This window comes from Secundilactobacillus odoratitofui DSM 19909 = JCM 15043, from assembly GCF_001434895.1.
Classification (GTDB): Bacteria; Bacillota; Bacilli; order Lactobacillales; family Lactobacillaceae; genus Secundilactobacillus; species Secundilactobacillus odoratitofui.
Genome location: NZ_AZEE01000028.1, coordinates 213517 through 237460, shown reverse-complemented (window position 1 = coordinate 237460; position 23944 = coordinate 213517). Strand labels below are relative to the sequence as shown.

The 23944-nt window shown below is 44.5% G+C and carries 5 protein-coding genes; all 5 read right to left on the bottom strand.

Going from position 1 to position 23944, the window contains the following annotated elements; translation table 11 throughout:
* Positions 1-79: 79 nt before the first annotated feature.
* The 5 genes from FD04_RS06040 to FD04_RS06020 all read right to left on the bottom strand — a co-directional run bounded on the left by FD04_RS06040 (position 80) and on the right by FD04_RS06020 (position 23923).
* Entirely contained in the window at positions 80-8998 is an 8919-nt protein-coding gene (locus FD04_RS06040) for an MBG domain-containing protein (protein ID WP_268873327.1), read from the bottom strand.
* Between the two features lie 3 nt (positions 8999-9001).
* Positions 9002-18535, bottom strand: a complete 9534-nt coding sequence (locus FD04_RS06035; protein WP_056947710.1) for an MBG domain-containing protein — start codon at positions 18533-18535, stop codon at positions 9002-9004.
* A gap of 472 nt (positions 18536-19007) precedes the next feature.
* Positions 19008-19985: a 3'-5' exoribonuclease YhaM family protein gene (locus FD04_RS06030; protein ID WP_054699923.1), complete on the bottom strand. Its 978-nt coding sequence runs from the start codon at positions 19983-19985 to the stop codon at positions 19008-19010.
* Positions 19986-20040: 55 nt separating this feature from the next.
* Positions 20041-22713, bottom strand: coding sequence for an ATP-binding protein (locus FD04_RS06025; protein ID WP_056947708.1), 2673 nt, complete (start codon positions 22711-22713; stop codon positions 20041-20043).
* Positions 22694-23923, bottom strand: coding sequence for a metallophosphoesterase family protein (locus tag FD04_RS06020; protein ID WP_056947706.1), 1230 nt, complete (start codon positions 23921-23923; stop codon positions 22694-22696). Before FD04_RS06020 ends, FD04_RS06025 begins: the two co-directional genes overlap by 20 nt.
* Between the last annotated feature and the right edge of the window lie 21 nt (positions 23924-23944).

Genomic DNA, 23944 nt, shown 5'->3' with positions numbered 1-23944 from the left:
TCAAAATACAAAAAGGCGACACCATTCCGAATATGAATGGTGTCGCCTTTTGTATCACTAGATTAACGTATCTGTACTTTTAATCTTGTTTCTTTTTCCGTCGTACCCCACTCAGTCCAAGCAGACTGAGGAGCAACGAACCAATGAAGACCAGCGGGCTGTCCTTAGTTTCATCGGTCTGCGGTAATATGGCCTGCTTACCTGTAGCTTGATCCTCAGCCGCTTGTTGAATCGCGTCATGGTGCTGATGAACAAACGGTTGGGCCGGGGTCGTTGACCAACTGTTACCCTTAGGCATTCTGCTAGTCGATGTGAGTTCACCATTAGCAGCACCCTGCTTTGATCGTTGACCAGAGGCCTGTTTAGTTGCCGGATGCAACTGTGCTTGAGGCTTTTCAGCTTTAATGTGTGCTGGTTTATGAGTCGTGCCGCCAATGTCTCCTGGTTTGGTCGTATGACCATTGCCAGGTTTCGTTGGGTTGGACTGATCATTACCACCAGTCTGGTTACCTGTCGTTTGCTTGCCAGTCGGCTGTTGTGTTCCACTACCGCCTTCGTTATTCGAAGTAGCTGTGGTCGTAATCGTTAAGACCCCAGGTACTACGAGAACGTGGTAGTCCGGATTGTCACCTAACACAACACTAATTGGATATTGACCAACAGTCTGACCTGCCTGACGGGTTATTTGATAATTTAAAACATCCCCAGTTACGACACCCGTTACACTAGCTGACAGTGGCCCATCACTGGCATCTTCAGCCCGAGTTTGATTATTAACAACAATCGTCGCAATTGCCGGCGTGACGTGGTAAATGCCTTTGACGACACTGGCTTGCGTCACATCGTAGTTCGGGTTCAGCTGTGCTAGCTGAGTTAACCCAGCTTGACTCAACCCAATCTCGCTATCGCCCACATGACTGCTGCTCAACGTTGTAAAATCTTCGGTCGACCAGTCGGGTGATACCCAGCCAGTCGGCAATGTGACTTGTACTGGCTTGCTCAGTTGGGTCGTACCATCGTAAGCTTTGCTACCGTCACCCACAAAAATCTGATCGATCACAGGTTTAGGTGTGATTTGATAACGGCCGGCAGTGACAGCGTTGACGTTGAAGACGTAATTTGGATACTGTGCACTCAGCTTATCCAGGCCGGATTGACTTAAGGTGACAGTGTACGTCCCAACATCCGGATTAGCAGTGGTTGTGAAATCTTCAGTTGTCCACGCTGCTAAGACCTGTTCTTTGAACAAGTAAACCTTTGGTAAGTCCGTCAAGCCGTGGCCGTCATATTGCTTATCTGAAACCGTTAAGCTAACATCGCCAACCTTCAGTTTAGCCGGTGTAATCGCGTAATCACCAGGCGTAACGTTGTTTAAGTCAAAGTGGTAGTTTGGATTAGCCTGATTTAACTTGTCAATTCCGGCTTCACTCAGCGTCAACTGATAATGGCCAACGTTTTGCGACGTAATGCCAGTGTAATCAAAGTCGCTACTATCCAGCACCGGTGTATCAAGGCCATCAGGCAATGTCACACTAAGACCAGTTGGTAAATGATCTGCATTCCCATCGTAAGGCTTAGTCGCATCTGACACAGTTACGCTGGCTTCGGCAGGCGAAATCGTGTAGCTACCTGCCGCCCCATCAAAGACATAGTTCGGGTTAACTGCGTTTAATTTTGCCAACCCTTGTTGACTTAAATTGATTGGATACGTGCCAACAGATTGGTCGGTAATCCCGCTAAAATCAAAATCGGCTTGTGTCCACTTCGGTGCTACCGCAAGCTCTGGCAGTTTAACGGTTAAATCCGTTGGCAACTTAGTCGCATCATGGTCGTAAGTCTTACCACTGTCAGAAATGACTGCCGTTCCGTTGGCCTGCTTGATTACCAAATTCCCCGCAACCAAGTTTAACGTGTAGTTAGGATTGTCAGCCGCATTCGCAATCACTGATACGGGATAGGTCCCGGCAGCAGTCAATTGACTGTAATCTGACAATTCAGCCACCGGTATTACGCCCATTGCCGGCAAACCAGTTACAACAACTTTAGTTGGTTCACTGTACGGCGTACCATCAAAGGTCTTCGTCATGGTTGGCACACTTAACGTGATCGTTGCCGGTGTGATGGTAAATGTGCCTGGCAGAATAGTTTCGGTTGTGAAATTGTAATTTGGATTAACCGCGTTGAGCGCTGCCACGCCCGCCTGTGTTAATTGAACCTCGTAACGACCAGCGTTTTGACTATCAACGTGGCTGAAATCAAAGTCCTCGGCTGTCCATTCAGGCGCTACCTCACCTTCTGGCAGAGTGACTTGCAGGACGGTTGGATCAGTAGTTGCGTCGCCGTCATAGACCTTAGTTGTGGTCATACTAGTGACAACCCCAAGCGCTTTGGTGATGGTTAATTTGCCAGGATTAACCGTAAACGAATAATTAGGGTTCAAATACTCATGCGCACTAACCCCCAGGTCGTACTCACCGACATTCACATCATTGCTAATATCGGTGAAGGTGATTCGTAACGGCTCACCATAGTTGGGCATGCCGTAAACCATCGCATTGGCATCGTCACCCTCATATGAAAGCCCGTCGTACACTTTGGTGATGGTTGGTGCATTAATGGTAATTGGTGCTCGGGTGATCATGTACTTACCTGCCACAACGTCACTTAGTGTGAAGAAGTAGTTGGGATTGGCAGCGTTGATTGCGTCAATACCAGCTTGAGACAAGGACAAATCATAGGACCCCACGTTTTGACTTGGAATCGCATCGAAATCAAAATCGTTAGGTGTCTGAGCTAACGTCGTCGGTAAAATGACACCATCTGGCAGCGTTACGCTCGGAACTGCGCCAACAACATACTTTTCACCATCGTAAACTTTCGAAGCCGTGCCGAGTGTAATCGTTCCGTGAGCAGCCGTAACGTTTAAAGTGCCGGCAGTTTCGTGATCTCGGCCATACTGGTAGTTCGGTGATGCAGCAGCTAACTTAGCCAAACCAGCATCACTGAGTGTCACGCTATGACGCCCGACTGAGCCGTCAGCCTGACCTTCGGCTGGTGTGACCACAAAGTCATCATCCGTCCAATCAATTTTCGCTGTTTTATCAGTTACGGTTACCAGACTGGCTAAACCAGCCTTTAGGTCGGCATCTTTGGCGTAAACCGTTTGTGTTGTTCCAATCGTGATGTTCCCCGTTGCCGGCGTCACGTGATACGTGCCGGGTTGAATACTACCGGAACTGAATTGATAGTTGGTGAAAGTTGAATTGAGCTTTGCTAGTCCAGCATCAGATAAGTTAACGGTGTAGTCACCAACTTGTCCATTAGTTAAACCTGTCGAACTCGTTACAACAAAGTCCGAAGCTTCCCATTTAACTGACGCTTGGCTGGCAATCGATGTTGGCAATGTCACCGTGAAGACGGTTGGCAAAGTACCGTTATACGTCTGGGTACCACCCTCAATTTTGGCCGAACCATCAGCACGATTGATGGTCAGTGTGCCAGGCGTGACCTGAATGTCGTAGTTTGAGTTAGTGTTTTCGTCGAATTTTGCCGTTAAAGTCAACGGCGAACCGGTATTGACCTCGGTAACTTGACTGACATCGGTTGGTGTGTAGTCCAGTGCAACACCTTTGGCCGGCACACCGCTAATATCAATTTGGTCTGTCAAATCAGTAACCGGCTGGCCATCATACTGCTTCACAATGTTTGGCATCGTAATAATGACCGGTGCTTTAACAATGGCAAACAGACCTTCGTTTGCATCCACCTCGTAATTTGGATTTGCTGAAGTCAATTTGGCAAGTCCAGCAGTACTCAGCTTGACGGGGTAGTCATGAACGTTTTGGCTAGTGATTCCAGTTGTGTCAAAATCGGTTGACGTCATTTCTGGTATTGTAAAATCTGGATTATCAGCGGTTAAAACAAACGTCTGTGGCACAATGCTGGTATCACCGTCATAGTACTTACCAAGCCCATATTCAGAGAAGCTTACGTGAACTTTGGCCTTGTTGATGGTTACAGTCGTTGGTACGACAGTAATGTTGTAATTAAGGTTTGTGCCCACGATTGGCGTTAGCGTGTATGTGCCAACGTTAATGACCTGGCTTAAATCAGGTTCCGTAATCGTCAATTGCTCACCTGGTACCAATCCACTGATGGTAGAATTCATGACGCTTGTGATTGGTTCACCTGTATAAGTTTGGTCTTCATAATCTGGTCCAGTCACGGTAACCGATTTTGGTATGATCGTGTAAGTGCCATCATCAATATCACTTAACGTAAACTGGTAATTTTTGTTAGCCTTGTTCAATTCATCTAGGCCAACCGCAGTCAATTTAACATTATATCGACCAGCATCTTGACCAACTTGCGATGTATCAAAGGCGTTGCTGTCAAATTTCGGAATAGTAACCCCGTCTGAGGCCTGAATTGTAAAATGATCTGCTGAAGTCACACCTGAAGTACCATCGTAGAGGCGTGTACCACCAATTACCGTTAAATGTTTGGTGGCTGGCGTTACCCAATAGCCACCGTCGATAATGGTCAAGTCGTAGTTCGGGTTGGCATCCCTTAGCTTTTGGATACCAGCGGTAGTCAGTTGAACGACATACTTGCCAACGTTGACGGTTTTGGCGAAATCGGCCCCGCCATCAACTTGAATATCATCACTTGTCAACAAAGGAGTATTGGCAGCCACAATATTACCACCTGAATCGGTAAACTGAAAAATTGGTTCCTGATCTACGTAAGTACCATAGACAACAGAATTTGTGCCCATTTCAGCAGTAACCGGCTTTTGGGTAATCGTCAATTTACCTGGATTAGTGGTGATTGTGTAATTTGAATGCGAATTAGCGTCAACAGAAACCAACAGATCATGTTGTCCTGCATCAACTGCATCCTTGCCGTTAATCACATAATCGGGTGTCACACCACTAGTCGGTAGACCAATAAACGTTGGAATTAACGGTTTATCATAGCCATTTCCATCGTATTGTTTTGTGACATTTGGCGCTGTGATGGTGATTGGAGCCTTTGTAATTTCGTAACTGCCCGTTACCATGCGTTCAGAACTAAAGTCGTAGTTAGGATAGATTGCGTTTAAATCCTTGATTCCCTGTGCATTCAACGTGATATCGTAATTTCCGACATCTCCACCAGGCGCAATATTGATATCAAAATCTTTACTCGTTAATGGTGGTGTCACCAGTCCATCTGACAGTGTGACACTAATGGTTGAGGGATCAGCGAGTGTTGTTCCGTCATAAACTTTAGTACCAGAGATGGCAGTAACTGAGATTTGTTTTTTATCAATTGTTAGCGTACCGGATGCGTTATCAAACTCATAATTGGAATTAGCAGCCTTCAAAGCATCTACACCATCCGATGATAATGTAACCATGTAGTCACCAACGTTACTGCTTGTTAAATCAGGTAAGGCATAATCGACGTTCGTCCAATCGGATGGTACATTTAAGGTATCTCCAGTACTAATACTTGGTATCATCGTGGTGGCATCGAAATAATCATCACCATACGTCGTACTACCACTCGACAAGTTAACTGAAATCGGTTTTGGCGTGATTGTTAAGGTACCATTAGTTATTTCAGTGATGTCGTAATTTGGATTATCTTCAGCTGTAGCAGTTATCCCGATTGTGTAATCTTTTCCGACATCCACGGTTTGACTCATATCAGCCACAGTGTATATAACTTTATCACCAAGAACTGGTTGGCCATTTACCTGTACCGCCTGCTCAAGCTTTGACTGATCATATGCATTACCATCATAGACTTTAGAGACGGATTGACCGACTATCTGAACTTTTGCTTTAGAGATTGTCAAAGTGCCAACATGCACACTGGAAACATCATAAGTGTAATTAGTGTTGGCAGTATTAAGTTTAGCCAGTCCAGCAGCGCTGAGCGTAATTGTATGCTTGCTACCGACATGTTGACCTTCTGAATTGTCAACACTGAAGTCGGTAGTTGCCCAGTTAACATTCTTTGCATCGTCATCGAGTGTAACCTGATAAATTTGAGCATCGGTCGCTGCATTACCATCATAAACTTTGCTAGCATCCGCAATTTTAACCGAACCAATAGCCTCATTAATCGTATACTTACCCGGCACAGTCGTAATGATGTAATTCTTATTAACCGAACTATCAGCTTGGTAAGAAATTGTAATGTCATATTGTCCAGCATTTTTGATATCAGCAGTTGGGGTGATTGTGACGTCCGGTTGAACACCAGTTAAAGTTTTATCGGCCGTCCAAGCTGGAATTTGGCCCTTTTCACCATAAGTATCCGACCAAGTAGGCGCTGCAATCGTGATAGCCATTGGTGTAATCGTAAAACTACCGTCTTGGATATCTGTATCTTTAAATGTGTAGTTTGGATAGGCAGTCTTTAAAGCATCTAATCCAGCTGACGTTAATGAAACTGTGTACGTGCCCACGTTTTGACTATTCCCGGCAATCACAAATTGGTCGCTAGTCAGCTTTAGTGGATTGGTTGTATCACCATTGACGTACAAGTTGAAAGTGGACGGATTCGTGCCGTCCAGACCATCATATGGTTTTTCAGCAGAAGTATCCAACTGCGCAGCTCCAACAGCCTGATTGATTACATATTGACCTGTGATGTCTAGATTTTGAATGTCATAGTTTGGATTAGCCGCAGTCAATTTACCCTGACCAGCTTCACTCAGTCCAATTAAATATTGGCCTTTGTTGGCACTTGGTTTCGTAACAGTAAAATCAGACACATCCCAATCCACCTGTTTTAACTGATTGGGCACAGTTACAGTAATGTCGCTCGCATTAGTTAATTCTTGACCGTCGTAAACTTTACCACCGGCAATTGAAGTAATGCTCATTGGTGCTTTGGTAATGGTTAAGCTACCTGAAACAGGCGTAATGATATAGTTTGCATTTGCATCAGCATCAACCGTAATTTCAATTGGACTATCAGTAGCTTTCTTATCCCCAGTAATATCAGTCAAACTATACGTAGGTTTAACTGCCGTACTTGGTAATGCTGAGCCGTCAACCGTATTAGTAATAGTAGCCGCATAATCACCTTGGTACGGGTTACCATCATAAACTTTAGTCAAAGTTGGCGCTGTGATCGTAATGTTTCGGACGTCAATCTTGTAGATACCTGGCGTCATACTTTCAGGATCTGACGTAAACTGATAATTTTTATCAGCAGCATTGAGTCGCACTAGTCCTGCAGCACTCAAGGTTACTGTATACGTTCCTGCATTACTGCTAGTTATACCTGTAAAATCACCAGCTTGCCAATCAATTTGAGTTTGGTCATTTTCGGGTAAGGTCACATCAAAAACACTTGGAACATTGGTGGAATCACCATCGTAAACTTTCTCGCCACCACTAATTGACAATTGACCTGGGGCCTTTGTAATGGTCATGGTACCTGCCTTGGTTGTGGCCAAATCAAATTGATAATTAGGGTTGGTTTTATTCAAGGCGGTAATTCCGTCTTGATTCAACGTAATGGCGTAACTGCCAGCATCCGATTCAACTGCAGAGAAGTCGAAATCAGCTTCTGACCAGTCAGACGGAAGGTTTGTGTCTTCTGGCAGGGTCACTAATGTCTGCCAGTCAACGTTCTTCGTAGCATCATAAGGTCGCGTGTAATCTTCCACAGTTGCTACTACAGACTTCTTTTGGATGGTTAATTTTCCAGCAACCGGAGCAATGTCATAGTTAGGATTGTTATCCGAATAATTCAGGACATCAATTGCATACCCTTCATTAGCCTCTGTGTCACCTGAAACGTCTGTCAGGTCGTAATTTAGGGCAACTCCCTTGGCTGGTAAACCAATCACAGTTGCAGCAGGCAAGTCACCATAAGCCTGTCCATCATAAATTTTCGAAACAGTCGGTGCAGTAATCGTAATCGGCGCCTTGTTGATTGTTAAAGTGCCTGTAGTAACAACACTCGCATTAAATTTAAAGTTCCGATTAGCCGCATTGAGTCGATCTAAACCACTTTGCGACAAAGTAATTGTGTGCGTACTACCGGCATTTTGATTATCAGCGTTAGTATCTTCAAAATCACTAGATTGCCAGTTGATATCAGTGACGCCATCAGTGGCGCCATCGTTGAGTTGTACATCATAAATGTCTGGGTCCGTGGACTCATCGCCATCGTAGGTCTTGGTTTTATTACTAATCGTAACGGACCCAGGAATTTGGTTGACGATGTACGTACCAGACTGCGTTGTGATTGTGTAGTTCGGATTGGCGTTCGTATCAACACTGATGTCTATGGTGTAAGTGCCGGCGTTTGTGTCCATTGAATTGTCAGTCAAACTGGCCTTGATGTCAGTACCCTTCTCTGGCTTACCATAATAGATAATTGCCTGTTTGTTACTGAGTGTTGTCGGCTGACCATAATCATCCGACCAATTCTCAAAGCTCAAAGTCACAGGTGCTGGTGTAATCTTAAATGAACCAGTTTTAACGCTATCTGCAGTGAAATCATAGTTTGGAAATGCATCATGCAACGCACTGAATCCTTCACCAGTTAGAGCAATCGTGTAGGTACCAACGTCTTCATTACCGTTGTTATCTGTGAAATATGACTTATCTAATGTCACTTTCTTAGTTTTATCACCATTAATGATAATGTCATAAGTTTTAGGATCAGTATCTGAGATGCCATCATATGTTTTATCCCCAGGTGACACAATTTGAGCATTGGCGTCCGCTTTAAGAATTTGATAATTTCCCGTCACCGACGTCGTGTCATCTGTTATCGCATAGTTTGGATTTTGTTGTTGCAACCTCGAAAGACCCGTATCACTTAGTTTGATTGTATAGGTACCGGCGTCAGTATCAACATGTGATACATCAAAGTCATCAAGTTGCCACCCATTTTCTGGTGGAACAATTCCCGTCGAGAGGCTGACTTGAATACCCTCAGCAGAAGTCACCCCGGAGCCATCATAAACTTTGCTGCCAGTGATAGATTAGACACTGGCTGAAGCCTTTGTAATGGTTAACTTGCCATTAACAGGAGTAACGTTATAGTTTGGATTATCGCCAGGATCGACCGTAATTACTACTGGCGTCTGTTTTACATCAGTGTACTGAGAAATATCCGTTAATTTGTAAACAAGCTTATCTCCAGAAGCAGGTTGACCGGTGATAGTCGGTTGATAGTCACCTGAATAGGCCTTACCATCGTAAATTTTAGTCAGTGTTGGCGCAGTAATCGTCACATTCGCTTTTGTAATAACATAATTTCCTGGAGTAATATCATCCAAATTAAAAATATAGTTCGGATTGGCAGCATTCAACCGATTCAACCCAGATTGCGTGAGTTGAATGGAATAGGTCCCAACATTTTGGCTAGCAATACCAGTAAAGTCACTAGCCACCCAACCACCTTCAGGGGCAACTTCATTTGAATACAAAGTAACATTAAACGTCTTCGGATCAGTGGAAGCATCACCATTATAACCAGCTGTGCCACCTTGAATAGTAGCCGTTCCTTTTGCTTGTATAATGCTAAAAGTACCTGAATTTACACGAGATAAATCAAACTGGTAATTTTTATTAATGGTGTTTAATTTATCAATTCCAGCTTTTGTCAACGAAATCTGATAATCGCCGACGTCCGTTCCAACGTTAGTAAAATCGAAGTCAGAAGCAGATAATTCGGGTGGCGTTAATCCACCAGGTAGACTAACTGTGAGTATTGAAGTATCTACATCGTTTTTGCCATCGTAAGTTTTGGGGCTACTTGTGTTAACTGTTAGAGTCGCCAAGATGTGATTAATCGTGAGTGAGCCAGCCTCAGCGGTAATTGTGTAGTTAGCGTTGGCACTTTCATCATATTTGACGCCAATGGTGTAAGTACCCTGATCTATATCATCACTAACACTGTCAAGACTGTAAATAACTGGTGAACTGTCTACTTGCCCGTCCACCTGTGCCATAACTTCGCCTGAATACGGGTTACTGTCAAAGGTCTTTATGATTGTTGGCGCTGTAATTGTGACCGGCCGAGGTGTGATCGTTAAACTTCCACTTGTAGTATTAGCTTCGGTCGATCCAGTAAAGAAATAATTTTGATTAGCCTCATTCAATTTTGCTAATCCAGCGGTGGTAAGCGTAATGTGGTGCACACTGTCCACATTTTGGTCAGTAGCATTGTCGTCAGCAAAATCATCAGCTGTCCAGGCAACATTAGTTGCACCAGAATTAAGCGTCACCGTATACGTCGCAGGATCAGTAATTTGATCGTTGTCAAAAACCTTGGTGGCAGCCTCGATAGTTGCCATTCCTTCAGCTTTCACGATATGGTAGGTCGCTGGTGAGGTTTGGATCAAGTAGTTTGGATTATCGGCCTGACTGGCGGTAATCACGACCTGGTAGTTGCCAACTGCAGTCAACTTGGTAGTGTCGGTTATGCTGTAAACTGGTTTATCACCCTTATTTGGTAGGTTTGCCCATTGCACTGCACTGACTGGATTGTGTTGCTGACCAAAAGTATCTTTCCAATCACTCAGTGAACCCGTAATTGTAACCGGTGTAATTGAGTATTGACCGTCACTAACCTGGCCAATCGTATAATTTGGAAATTGTGATTGAAGTTCAGCTAGTCCATCACCAGTCAGCGAGACAGTATAATTACCAACATTTTGACCAGTATTCTTAATTGCAAAGTATTTTGCATCCAATGTCACTGTCTTCTGACCATCAACACCGTTAACTTCCACAGTGTATTGTTTTGGATCAGTTGAACTATCACCATCATAGGATTTTGTGACGCCATTGATTGAAGCTGTGGCAGTGGCCGGCGTAATCGTAAAGTTACCTTTCAATCCAGCATTCGTAATCGTGTAATTTGGATTAGCCTCAGCCAGTCTTTTCTGTCCATCAGCGCTTAGGCTAATCGTATATTGAGTTCCTACATCAGCACTAGTAATACCGTCCACATCAAAGTCGGCCACAGTAAAACCATCTGCTGGCGCAACTAAACCTTGGCCTAAAGTGACGGTAAAATCGCTATTAGTGACATCAGTATTACCGTCGTAAACTTTCGTGCCAGTTATAGCAGTGATTGTGGCATCCGCTGGCGTAATCGTCAGTTGTCCAGCAGTAGTGGTAAACATGTAGTTACCATTGGCTCCTTCAGTCGGGAAGACATTGATTGCGACAGGCGTTGTCGTAACGTTGGTTTGTTTCGAAATATCACTCAACGTGAAGACTGGTGTGACACCCTTTGTCGGCACGCCGGTGACCGTGGCAGAGATAGCCCCTTGATAGGCCTGACCATCATATACTTTCGTTAGCGTTGGCGCTTGAATCGTAATTTCAGCAGGAGTAATTGAGAAAGTTCCCGCTGTGATGCTTGAAGCCTTAAATGAAAAGTTAGGGTTTGCATCCTGAAGGCGTTTGAGTCCTTGGGCCGTCAAAGTAATGATGTAGTCACCCACGTTTTCACTCGTCAGACCGGTGAAATCACCATCTTGCCATTCGGGCCGAACTGCGTTAGTAGGTAAATCAACAACTAACGCGTTATCGGCGGGATCAGTACTAGTGTCGCCATCGTAGGTTTTACTCCGAGGTTCAATCGTCATTGTACCGGCAGCTTGGGTAATACTAAACACACCTGCAACCACTAACGATTTTTCGAATGTATAGTTAGGGTTTGCGGTGTTTAAGGCGTCAATACCCTTGTCACTAAGCGTCACGGCATAATTGCCAACTGATTGGTCATGGGTTTCAACTACAAAGTCATCATCCGTCCAAGTTGGTGCAGTAAGGCCATCGGCTAGTTTCACTGCCACCTGCTTCGGATCAGTACTTGGATCATTATCATAGGGTTTTGTCGCCGTGCCAAGTTCGACACCGATAGCCTGCTGATTAATAATCAACTTCGCCGGATTGGTTGTAATCGTATAATTCTTATTCTCATTTTCTAACGCTGTGACAGTAATATTGTAATTACCGGCGTTGATATCATTCTTCAATTCTTCAGCATTAAGTGAATACACCACGTCTACCATGTTCGCTGTCAGACCAGAAACCGTGGCAGTTGGTGTTGATGCGGGCTGATCATCGTAGGTTTTTACAATGTCATTTGCGGTAATTGTAATCGGTGTTTTTGTGATGCTGAACGTACCTGCAGTGACGTTATCCTGTGTGAAAAGATAGTTAGAATTTTGCGCGTTTAAATCGTCCAGACCTGTCTGTGATAATTTGATCTCGTATTCACCAACATCCTGACTGGTGATGCCACTGAGATCAAAGTCCACTGCTTGCCACGACGGAGCCTTGACACCTTCAGGCAATGTCACCGTAAAAGTAGTTGGGTCCGTGGTAGCTGTACCGTCATACACTTTGGTTACGTCACCAATCTGAATGGTAGCCGTTGCCGGTGTAATGATGTAATGCCCGCTTTGGGTCGTTACAGTATAGTTTGGATTATCGCCAACGATAACGTCAAGATCATGCGTTCCGGCGTCTGATTCAGAGGTTTCCGCTAAGGCGTATTTTAACGTTTCACCATCTATTACACCTGTTGTTACCACATCCTGGGTGGTAGTGAAATCTGACGTCCCATAAACCTTTGTCATGGTTGGTCCAGTGATTGTAGCAGGTCGTTTGAGAATTGTGAAATGACCTGCGATTAAGTTCTCAGATTTAAATGCAACGTTAGGGTTTAGGTCCTGCAATTTGCCCAATCCCTGACTGTTCAATGTCACCGTGTAAATCTTAGCGTCCTTACCAACATCACTAGTATCAAAGTCGGAGGCATCAAAGGTCGGCATCGCAATCAATTTGGCAATTTTACTGTCAAAAGTTACGTCAAAGACTTTACCTTCAGTACCTACAACACCATCATAAACTTTGCTACCGTCACCAATGTGAATTTGCGGGGTGAGTTGAGCAATCGTAAAGGTCCCCGCAGTGACACCGTTCGTAAACGTGTAGTTTAGATTAGCAGCTTCTAGTTTTGAAATTCCCGCGGCAGTCAGCTTAACTGGATAACTGCCAACTTTCTGGCTAGTAATACCAGTTACATCAAAGTCTGACGCTTCCCAATTGGTTGGGTTGGTTAAACCATCAGCAACTTTGACGTCAAATGTCGTTGGATCAGTTGCTGCGTTATTGTCCCAAGGTTTGGAAGTTGAAACCACTGAAGCGATGCCTTGGGCTTGAGTAATTGTTAATTGACCAGGTTTGACGGTAATGTCGTAATTGCCGTTCTGATTTTCGTCAGTGCTGATTGTCAGATTGTAAGTACCAGCACTAGTCCACTGGTTAGTATCTGTCAAAGTATAAACCGGCGCAACACCCAAAGCAGGTTTAGTGACAATCACTTTTGCTTTTACGTCCGCACTAATATAAGCCTTGCCGTCATATATTTTTGACAAGGTTGGTGCTGTAATTGTGATTGACGCTTTATTGATGGTAAAGGTGCCAGCTTTAATATTGTCCTCAGTAAACACGAAGTTCGGGTTGATCTTGTTTAAATCAGTCAAGCCCTGATCAGATAAGGTAACCGAATAACGACCCGCGTTTTGAGAGGTGATGCCACTCAAATCAAAATCAGCCGGTGTCCAAGTTGGCGCAATGGCCAAGTTTGGCAAAGTTACATCAAAAATTTTCGAATCAGTGTTCACATCGCCGTCATAAAGTTTTTGACCAGAACCAATAATCACATCACCAGAAATTGGTGTAATCGTCAAAGATCCTGGCGTAACAGTGACCTGATAATTTGGATTGTCAGTTTGATTGACGGTTGCGGTAAGCGGGTAAGTGCCGACCTGAATTGCTTTGCTAATATCGGTTAATGAGGCGTTGAGCGATTCACCCTTTTCAGGAACGCCCTCAATAACCGGTGTTAAGGCACTAACAGCTTTACCAGTGTAGGCAACCGATTCAGTTGGAACTGTTAACGTAACCTTTGCCTTGTTAATGGTGAATTGTCCGGCTGTCACAACTGATGCGTCAATCGCATAGTTCGCGTTAGCCGCCTTCAATTTTTGCACACCGGTGTCAGATAATTTTACTGCATAGGTTCCGACATTCTGACTCGTAATACCACTTAAATCAAAATCGTCTGCCGTCCAAGTTGGGGCGACAAGCCCTTCTGATAATGCCACATCATACATAGTCGGATCTGTCGCAGCATTATTATCATAATTTTTTTCGTGATTACCAATTTTTACAGTGGCTTTAGCAGGTAGAATTTGGAAAGTCCCACTGGCTAAGTTACCAGCTGCGAAACTAAAATTGATATTCACAGCATTCAAATCTTCGAGACCCTTTGCTGAAAGCGTGACGTTATAATTACCAACATTCGCACTCTTAACCGAACTTAAATCGAAATCAGCTGCCGTCCAAGTTGGTATTTTCGCCCCACTTGGAACCGAAACTGCAAGTTTGGAAATATCAACATCTGTGCTACCGTCGAAATCGCGGGCATATCCCGTAATTGAAACGGTGCCAGTTGCTTGAGTAATTTTAAACGAACCCGCTTTGACACTATTCTGTGTGAAGCTGAAGTTCTTAGAGGTTTCATTTAACTTTGCTAGTCCAGCGTCACTCAACTTAATAGTGTAGTTTCCAACATCTTGGCTATTAATGCCAGTAATATCAAAATCATCTGCTGTCATAGTCGGTGCAGTTTCGCCCGTTGGCATTGTAACTGTATAAACAGTTTGGTTGGTTTGGGGATCGTTGTCATAGGGTTTTTGACCAGTACCAATTGTCGCCGTACCAGCTTTTTTGTTAATCGTAAAAGTGGCAGTTGGCGAAGCAGCGGTAATGACGTAGTTGTTAGCCAGTTGTGTCTGAATTGCCGCCAGCGCACTACTGGTTAAGCCAACTGAATAAGCCCCACTGTCAATGGCATTGGTCACCTGTCCTTTAGCATCGATTGCGGTAATGTCGCTAGCAGACAAGGTGTAAGTCCGACCATCAGGCAACGTCAGTTTGTAGTTGGCAAGGATTGGCGCCTGCACGTCTCCGGTATAAGTGGCGCTACTTGTCCCAGTCACGTTGATTGTAGCTTGTTTCAAATATGTGACCTGGATATTGTAGGTTGAATTGTCACTAATTGGCACAGTGACTGAACCAGTCGTTTTGAGTTGGTAACCAGCATACGTCGGGTAGGTGTTAATAATCGTCCCACCAGCCATATTGGTATAGGTGGTAACTGCCAAGTCAGAAATCACATTACCATTACCATCAACGGGCGTCATGGTGACCGTCATCGTTTTCGGTGTGTATATGACTTTCACGACACCACTGGCAGTTGGCACAGTATAAGTTCCATTAACGTTATAGCCCGTGTAAGTTGGTGGTGTAATTGATTTGCCAGCCACCCCTTTACCGGTTGACGTCGGCAAAGTCGTGATTGCGTTACCGCTCGCATCAACTGGTTGCAGCGTATAGTTCACCAATTGTGCATAAGTAACGTTCAACGTCTGATTTGGCGTTGACGATACCGTCACGGTGCTTGGTGTCACTAATTGATAACCCTGATTAGTGTAATCCGGGGCTGTAATGACTGTGCCAGCGGCTGCGTAACCAGTGACTGGCGTTAAACTGCTAATTTTATTACCATTTGCGTCGACTGGTTGGATCGTGTAAGCGACCATTGTTGTGTTGGCTTTATAGGTCACAGTAAGTTGTGAATTATTAGCCGTTTGATTGGCAACTGTGTACGTGCCTGATACCATCGCCTGATTTGGCGTATATCCCGTAACAGTTGGCGACGTAATCGTGTATGAACCACCTACGATCCCAGTTTGCGTCGTGGCGGGACTTAAGATTTTGCCCGTTGTGTCGACGTAATTTACGGTGATTTGGGTGGGGTTACCTTTGTAAGCGATGACGATGACGTTGGCGCTTGGGTCAGCCGAGATGGTGACAGTTTGCATTCTTTGAACAAAAGTATAACCGTATTTTGATAAATCTGGAGCCAGCACAGTATTCGGTGTTCCGACTGGCATTTGTGTGGTTTTGCCTTGCGGGCTTGCTTGTGCAATTTTTAGAGTTGCGTCATCCAAACCGGTGAAAACATAGCTAACAGTAACCAGATTCGGCGTGTAAGTAACTGTGAAAGTTGTTTGTCGACTTGCAGAACCTGTAAAGCCATATACACCTGTTACTGCCGTAATATCAGGTGTGTAACCGGCAATAACTGGTGTGACGATATTGTAGCTGTTGCCAGTTGCAACAGTCTGCACCGTTTGAGTTGTGCTTGTAGTACCATCTGCAACTTTGACAATATAATTCACGGTGATTGTCGCAGTCATTGGCAAATACTGCACATTATAGTTAATCACACCAGGCTGCACCGTATAACTTTGACCGGAAACTAAACTGTATCCTTGAGCTGAATAATCCGGTAAAGTTATAGTCTGACCAGTCACAGCATTACCACCAGTTGGAGCCAAGCCGGCAATCGGATTGTCATTTGTATCGACTGGCGTAATAGTATAAGCATTATTAGTTGGCGTATAGGTGACAGTAATCGTTTGTGCATCCGTCGTATAAGTACCGGAAATAGCTGATTGACTCGCAACGTATCCATCAATCAATGGCGATGCCACGTTAAACGGGCTACCTAATGTACCACTACCAAGTATGACGCTAGCTGGCTGAACACTGGTAGGTAAACTACTGCCATTTGCGCCAACATATTGGACAGTGACAGTCCCCGCTTTTTGGGCGACGTATAGGACCTTAACTGTTGCACCATTAGTGTTCGGTACAGTTACAGTTGAACTCGCAGCAGTATATCCTGCGTACACTGGAGTCGCAACAGTTGAACCAATCGTCCCTGTAGTTGATAACGCACCAAGACCGGAAATATTGTTGCCTGCACCATCTACTGGCTGGATAGTATAAGTATTTTGATTAGTGTAATATAGTGTAATGTTGTTAGCTGAACTACTTGAAGTTCCCGCATTTAGCACACTGTTAGTGACGTTAACTGTCGATGAGCCGTCTCCTGAGATTGCCTTTACAAAACGATAACCATCAATTGCCTTTGGGGCCACCGTATTAGTTGACAAATCAGTCGTATCTGCGATGGTCAGTGATTCACCGATGTTGACGTTTGTCACGTCTGAGGTTGAAATCGTTGCACCAGTGTCAACGTTCACGTAGTTGATAGTGACCGGCACAGATGCAATTGTAGCAGTAATAGTAGGTGCGGAAACAATTCTAGTTGCGCTGACACCACCCGTTGCCCCAAACGCAGCAATTGATTCGGATCGGTTCAAGACAATATCATTTCCGGTGACAGTTTGATTTTGTTTTGTGTGTGCCGCATCACTATAACTCGTATACACAAGTGAGCCAGTGACAGTATTGTCATTATTAATTAAAGTCGGTGTCCAATTTAAAATGACGTATTCAGTCGCCGTTGTGCTGAAAGTTGACGTTGATTTCCAAACTGGGGTAGATGTGCTTAAATTACCATTTTTATCTGTTGCGCGGATAGAAAGAGTATTCCAGTTAACATCGCCATTGGAGTGAGCATAACCATCTCTACCTGCGAAATAAGTATTTGGTAATCCTAAGATGCCAATATCAGCGGTAGGATCAGATCCGGGACCAACACCGGTGTCGGCTGGATCAACTGGTTGCAAAATAATGCCAAGACCTCCACCACTGTTATCGCCTAAATTAGTCGTTAATGCAGTTGTGAATGTAAAGGTTTGAGATGTATCGATTTGGTTATTAAATGTGAGCGCCCCAGCAGTTGTCCCCACATTTGGAACTAGAGTTACCGTGCCTGTTTGAATTTGACTTGATAAATCCGTGGACGTAATTTTGTTATTACTTTTGACATTTCTGGTCGCTATAAAATTAGCCGCAATTTCATCGGCGGTACTATAGCTCACCCGATTAACATCCGTCGTACTAATCGTGCCATCCGCATTCACATTAGCAATATTAGTCCCATTCAAGTTAGCTGTCGTCACTTGGTTAGTGGCTGTTGTTGTAGCCGTGGTCGGTGTACTTGCAGCACTTGTCTGCATCGATTTATAAGCAACCGCTGGTGTGGTCTGGGCAGTCGTAGTAGTTTGGCTATTATTTGACTCAGAAGTTTTGGTCTCATCATTTAATGAAGTACCTGAATCATTAGCCGTAGAGGTTGCCGTGTTCGTTTCGCTTTGAGTATTGTTTTGGCCAGTATTCGAATTATCAGTGACAGTTTCAGCACTCACAGAAGATGAATCAGCGCCACTCTGACCAGTTGATGTAGCGTCACTAGTATTTGACGCCACGTTGGTACTGCTAGTCACACTCGCCGAATTGTTTGTCGTGGTTTTCGTTGAACTAGTTGTCACCGACGCAGCATCCCCCCCAGTCTGCGCGTGAGCAACCATACTGTTGACACCAAAAAACAAACCTGTGACAACGGTAATCTCGACAAAGGCCCAAGATCCTTTGTGTTTAAACATTTTGAAGTGTTCTTTACGGGTTTGTGTTGCTAATTCATACGCTTTTTGTTTTCTCTTCGTCATAGTAGATTGCTCCCAACTCTTATGCCTAGTGCATCTGCTAACTTAATTTTAACCGGAAACGCCGTCAATTAAACGAAATATGCTTCCAGATACAATTAGTTGTAAGATACAAAAAGATGACGCACTTCGAGCCACTGATAACCTCCAATTATCAGCAGCTGAGCGTGTCATCCCCATTTAATTATCTAATTTATCTTATAAATCAAGCTTCGAAAAATGATGCTACTCCCAAATAGTCATTTTCCGACATATACAAATTCACTCTCAGCTTATCACATTAGACCATAAATGTCATACATAATCGCTGAAATACCGGGCTTTCATACTACTAGCCAGGAAAAGTATGGTTGTAAAAAATACCGTTTGTTTGCGTGAGTTTTCGAACTGAATTTTACAAAAAAAGTGAAAACACCAACAATCGGCATTTTCACTCTAATTTATTAAATAAATTCATTGGAACAAAATAATTCATTTATTTTTCCGGATCCACCTTACCGGTCAGCCCTTCTGACGGCCGGTAGAATGAGCGGCCATCCATTGCGAACAATCGTTCACCAAAGTTGCCGGGTGTGGTTTTATCTAAGGCGTTGGTCATCATCATGATTGACGCGTCGAGTTCATCTAGCTGATGTAACACTTCAGCTTCCAGCAAACGTGGCCTTACGGGAGACCCGTATTCAAGCAAGCCATGATGAGCTAACACCATGTGCCTCAACAACACGACATCCTCACTGTTGACGTCCAACTTGAGCTCTTGACAGGCTGCCACAATTTCACCATCGACTAAACTAATATGACCGATCAGATTACCTTGGGCAGTATACTGCGTTGAGACTGGCCCAGAAAGTTCAGTCACCTTGCCTAAATCATGTAAAATCGCGCCGGCGTACAGCAATGGTGCATTCAGATTCGGATACTGACTCGTGACGCTGTGAGCCAATTTTAGGATCGACAGCGTGTGGTAAGCCAGTCCACCTTCAAAGGCGTGGTGGTTACGCTTGGCGGCAGGAAACGAGAAGAATTCATCGCGATGTTTCGCAATCAGTGAGCGGACGATCCGATTCCAAACTTGATTTGTGATTTCAAAGATCACTTGATTAAGCTCTTCTTCCATCTCCGCCGTTTTCATCGGTGCATGAATCATAAAATCACCGGGTTCGTGGGGTTCATCCGCATTGGCCAATCGCAAGCTAACAATTTTAACCTGTGGTGAGCCTTGATAAGTTTCACGCTTGCCAGTGAGTCGAACCACCCGGCCGGCCTGATAACGTTCAACATCCGCTTCACTTGCATCCCAGAACTTACCTGTGATTTCGCCGGAGCGATCCTCAAAAGTCAGATCAAGGTACTGTTTGCCGTTCTTAGCAACCCGAACGGTAACGTTTTTGAGTAATGCCATTAAATTCATCTGTTCACCTACCGCGTAGGTCATCAATTGATCTTCTGCCATGAGTTACCCCCCTTTAAGTTTTCATCTATATCTTACTGTTTTTTAACGTCGGTGGCTAGTTTTGCATCACCGAATTAGAGGTTAATTGGTTTAAATCCAAAATCTGAGCATCGTCAACAAATTGTAAATTATCTTGATTAGCTGTGAAATATAGGATTTGATGTGAATCAGTCAAATCTTGTAGCGTCGAGAGTGCGTGTTGCGTACGACCACGGTCAAAATTAACGAAGGCATCGTCGATAATAATTGGCATATCAACTGTATCGGCCATGACCTTAGTAAAGGCCAATCTCAATGCCACGTATAATTGTTCCGCCGTACCACTAGATAGTTCACCAACATCGTAGGTCACGCCAGATTTGGCGACAACCTGGACCGTTTGATCAGTAAATACGATTTGCGTATACCCACCATCAGTCACACTCTGAAAAACTGACTCGGCTACCGTAACGATAGCGGGTTGTCTGCCCTTTGAGGCATTCAATAACGTTTCATCGATCCACTTAATTAACAATTGTTTAGTTAACCACTGGTCAGTTAGTTGGGTAATATCGCTTTGTAGGTCAGCTTGTTTTTGAAGCAAATCTTGATATTGGTGGCTATTTGCTAATTGCGTTAACGCCAGTCGTTGCTCACTAAGTTGTTGGACATTGGCCTCGTGTTGTCCCTCTAAGCTATTTTGTTGCTTAATTATTGATTGGAGTGCCACGTTTAAGTCCCGCTGTGTAGAAAAACGTTGCAAGACTTGGCGGTCCTCTTCAGTTAACTGCTTTGCAAGCGCCTGTGCTCGAGCCGTTTTTTCAGCCAGGGTTCGATCCGCTTGATAACGTTGGTTAAAACTTTCAATGTCACTTACACCAAAGGTTGACAGCGCCTGGGCAAATGATTGGCGACCGTGTTGAAGTTGCTGATTAATTGATTGACGATGTAATTTGGCCGCTGCTTCGGTTTGCTTATCACGTTGAAGGCGTCGCGATTCGTCATGCCGTTCAGACAAAAACTGATTAATTTGGCTTAATTGATGATCAACGTCACCGCCTAAACCGATGACTTCACCAGCAAACTGCCATTGACTTAGAAAAGCGCGACTCGACCGAGATAGGTGATCAATTTGCTGTTGCGTTTCATTCAAACGCATTTGCACTTGCTGATATTCCCTCAAGGCGGTTTGAATCGGTAACCACTGGTCTGGTTCAACCGACGTTAATTGGTGTAGTTGTCCAAACTGATTCAGTTGCGCATCCAAATTAATGAGTTGGTCATCTAACGCGTGCAATTGACGCCGATCTGCATCAAGTTGACTAGAGAGTAAGGCGAGCTGTGAATCCGCTTCCGATCGTTGTGTGCCATTCAAGGTTGGTTTAAAAATACCGTATCCCGCAATTAACAGCCCAGCCACGCCGCCAAGTGTTCTAAAGAGCCCGCTCAACGCAAATAACGCGATCAAAACCACCACAATCCCTGCGCCTAACCACTTAAAATCAACACCACTGGTCGCTGTCGTTGTTGACTGGTCGCTCAATCGATTAAAGTCCTGTTGATGTTTCTGCCATTGCTTAGTGGTAGTTTCTTGTTCAATTGAAGTACGCTGTTTGGTCTGCAGTAGATCGGTTAAAGCGGTCACAGCTTCAGCCGACAATAGTTGAAGATGAGCCAAAGATAAGCCATATTGCGTTTCAAAGCCCTGCAGTCTGCGCCGAAAAGCAGTTCGTTGTGCTTCTTGTGAGTGCAAGTCATGGGCATTAGCCAGTTGTTCGGGTAATTGATTGGCCAGTTGATCAAATTGTTGTTGATGACTCTCATAAAAGCGCTGTGAGGCCGTCATAGCAACGTTTTCAGTCATATGTCCAGACAGTTCATCGAGTTCTTGTTGCAACTGCACAACCTTCGTATAGCGTTGCGTTACCTGTTGCCAATCATCGGTTGAGATGTGCTGTGTTGATTCAGATTCAGCACCATGTTGTTCTAATGCTAATACTTGCTGGTAGTCTTCAAACCCTGATAGCAGTCGTTGATACTGGTTCACTTGCGCTTTACGCGTTTTTAATTGCGCTGTAACTCCATTCTGCGTGCGCTGTGTGTCCTGAACTGTCTGCTCGATTGTCAGGTATTTTGAATACTGCGTCTTCGCTGACTCAAGTTTTTGGGTCAACTCGTCATACTGTTTTAACTTCGTCACCAAGGGTTGAACCCGTCCTCGCGGTTTGTAAAGCTGTTGGGCATCTTGCGTTAATTGTTTAGTGAGCCCAATCCAGCTATCACTCCCAATTGCCCCGATACGCTGAATGCGTTGGGTGAGGTCAAACCGGTTGAGTGTGAAGATGGCTTGAAGTGCACGTTCGTCAAAACAGTAAATCTGTTGAAATAAGCTTTTGTTCAGCGGCCGTAACATCGTGTTCAAATCCTGCTTAGTCAAATCTTGATCTAAGGTCAGATTTCGAAACGTCACTTCACCGCCGTGAGTACCACTTACTCGCTTTAACCAATAGTGTTCACCATGATGCGTGAAAAAAAGCTCACCACCATACGTTGACCCCTGTTTTGGTAAATACATGGCGTAACGATGCTTGCCAGTCTCAAACCCAAACAGCACGCTTGTGATGAACGCCACCAGCGTCGACTTGCCGGCTTCATTTTCACCATACAACAGTTGAAAACGGTTTGATATTGAAATCGTTGTATCATGAAATTTGCCGAAACCATAGATGTTAAGCTTGGTGATCTGCATCTTGTTCCTCCTCAAGTCGAGCTTGGTTAAACAACTCGGTTTTGGCTGCTTCGGTGATTGCTTTAAGCGTTTCATCCTGTTTAATGTGGGTTGCTAAAAAGTCATACTGCATCAATCGGCCAGCCGTTTGTTGTAAGTTATCTGGCGTAAAGACCGCATCACCAGCTTGCGCCCAATATTTCGCATCCAATTGGGCATAGGTGACCGTTTGCTTCGGTGCAGCGACCGAGATTGAATAAACCCAGGCACCTTGCTCGTCATAGCGTCGTCTTTGTTGCTGATCAAATCGAGCTAACCAAGTACCATCCGTCAAACGAGACACTAACGCTGGCGACAGTGTCTCAATGCCTGAAATTTGAAGTTCAATGAGGCCAAAAACTGATTGTTTCGCATCGATAATTGCATTTTCAACTTGCGACATCAAGCTCTCATCCGTTGTGTCAGCGTTAACCTGAATATTTAACGTAAGCCATTCAAATTGATCAGCACGGATAAATTCGGCGTGTAATTGACCAGTTGATGATGACACCAGTTCAAAACCGTGTGGACCATCTTCAAGCTTATTGCGACCTTGAATCGTACCGGCGTATACAATCTCGGGTTGACTCGCTAGCAATTGCGGTTTGTGGATATGCCCCAGCGCCCAGTAATCATAATGGGTCGCTTGTAGTTCCGAAACGGTAAACGGCGCGTAGTGGTTCTCATCACCTTGTTTGATGGCACCGTGAAGGAGGCCAATCTGATAGTCAACCGTACCACGTTCGGGAAAGTGTGTAACCATATTTGTCTCTAACCAACGTTGCGGATAACTAAACCCACTAATGGCAACCCGTTCACCAGTTTGTGTCGTGAAGTGCTTGGTTTCAACATCAGCAGAAAACACTGCAACCTCAGTCGGTAATGTCAGCACATGATTCTCAGTCAAATGATCGTGATTGCCGTAACTGACAAACACGCTGATATGATGATCAATCAATAACTGAAGTTGTTCGGCCAAGAAAACCTGCGCCCGGATACTTTGGGTTTCGCGGTCGAATAAATCGCCAACCAGCACTACAAAATCAACTTGCTGTTCAATTGCGGTCGCCACTAACCGTTTAACGGCTTGAAACGGTGCATCATGGAGTCGTTGCCATAACGCGGCCGGTAATTGTTGCATACCCAAAAAAGGACTATCGAGATGTAAATCAGCCGCATGAATAAATTTCAATTCTGTCACTCCCTAATACAT

Excerpts from the sequence above, each read along its gene's own strand:
- FD04_RS06035 (WP_056947710.1), bottom strand. The coding sequence starts at position 18,535 with ATGACGAAGAGAAAACAAAAAGCGTATGAATTAGCAACACAAACCCGT.
- FD04_RS06030 (WP_054699923.1), bottom strand. The coding sequence starts at position 19,985 with ATGGCAGAAGATCAATTGATGACCTACGCGGTAGGTGAACAGATGAAT.
- FD04_RS06025 (WP_056947708.1), bottom strand. The coding sequence starts at position 22,713 with ATGCAGATCACCAAGCTTAACATCTATGGTTTCGGCAAATTTCATGAT.